This window comes from Acinetobacter sp. SwsAc6, from assembly GCF_013391565.1.
Lineage (GTDB): Bacteria > Pseudomonadota > Gammaproteobacteria > Pseudomonadales > Moraxellaceae > Acinetobacter > Acinetobacter cumulans.
The window spans coordinates 1-1,095 of record NZ_JACAXE010000075.1 but is presented as its reverse complement, the minus strand read 5'-3'; the positions used below and the strand labels follow the sequence as shown (position 1 = coordinate 1,095).

The following is a 1,095-nucleotide window of genomic DNA, read 5'->3' as shown; positions in this document are numbered from 1 at the left end:
GCTTTCCTTTGTTAGCTTGATGTGGTCTTTCATGGTTGTAATGCCACAACCAGTTTGTTGCATAATCTTGTACTTCATCCAAAGTATCAAATAAATGCTTGCTCAGCCAACTATAACGTATGGTCCGATTATAGCGTTCAATATACGCATTCTGCTGTGGCTTACCCGGTTGAATATATTCAATACGAATACCGTGCTCAGTAGCCCAGCGCACAAATTCGTGACTGATAAATTCGGGACCATTATCGCATCGGATCACTAACGGTTTTTCTCTCCACTCCAGCAATTGATTCAACGTACGAATAACCCTGATTGTGGGCAATGAGAACCCTGCTTCAATGGCTAGGCCTTCGCGGCGGTAATCATCAATCACATTCAATAATCGAAACTTGCGACCATCGGAAAGCTGATCATGCATAAAATCTAATGACCAAACCTGATTTTCTCGGATTGGTTCTTTCAATGGTTCAGGCGCATGCCGTTTTAGTCTTCTTCTCGGTTTAATACGCAGATTCAGTGCCAACTCACAGTAAATGCGGTAAACCCGCTTGTGATTCCAGCAGCAACTCTCAACATGCCGTAAATACGAGAAGCACAAACCAAAGCCCCAATCGGAATTTTCCTCAGTGAGTTCAATGAGCTGTTCAGCAATGAGTGCATTGTCATCGCTGAGTTTGGCTTGATAGCGGTAGCAGGTTTCACTAATGCCAAATGCTTTACAAGCCAAACGAATACTAATGGCATGCTGGGCAACTGCCTGTTGTGCCATCTTACGCCGGCAAGATGGCTCTACCACTTTTTTGCCATCGCTTCCTGGATGATTTCGGCCTTTAATCGCTCTTCCGCATACATCTTTTTAAGTCTGGTATTTTCGGCTTCTAGCTCTTTCAGTCGAGCCATTAATGATGTATCCATACCACCATATTTGGCACGCCATTTATAAAAGGTAGCATTACTCATGCCGTGTTCACGGCAAAGGGTCGCTACAGGTGTGCCAGATTCTGCCTGTTTCAAGATGGACATGATCTGACTATCAGTAAATTTAGATGTTTTCATGCAGAATCTCCTGCTCGTATCTTAAGAGAAAATTCTACT

General features: G+C 43.6%; 1 protein-coding gene. It reads right to left on the bottom strand.

The genetic code is table 11. The annotated features are described in order from the left end of the window. Positions 1 to 1,056 (bottom strand): IS3 family transposase gene (locus HYG93_RS19165; protein WP_178962799.1). Its coding sequence is split into 2 segments (ribosomal slippage), with 1,057 coding nucleotides annotated over them: positions 1 to 804 and positions 804 to 1,056; the frame shifts between segments, so codons are not numbered across the junction. This gene is flagged as partial in the annotation. Positions 1,057 to 1,095 lie beyond the last annotated feature (39 nt).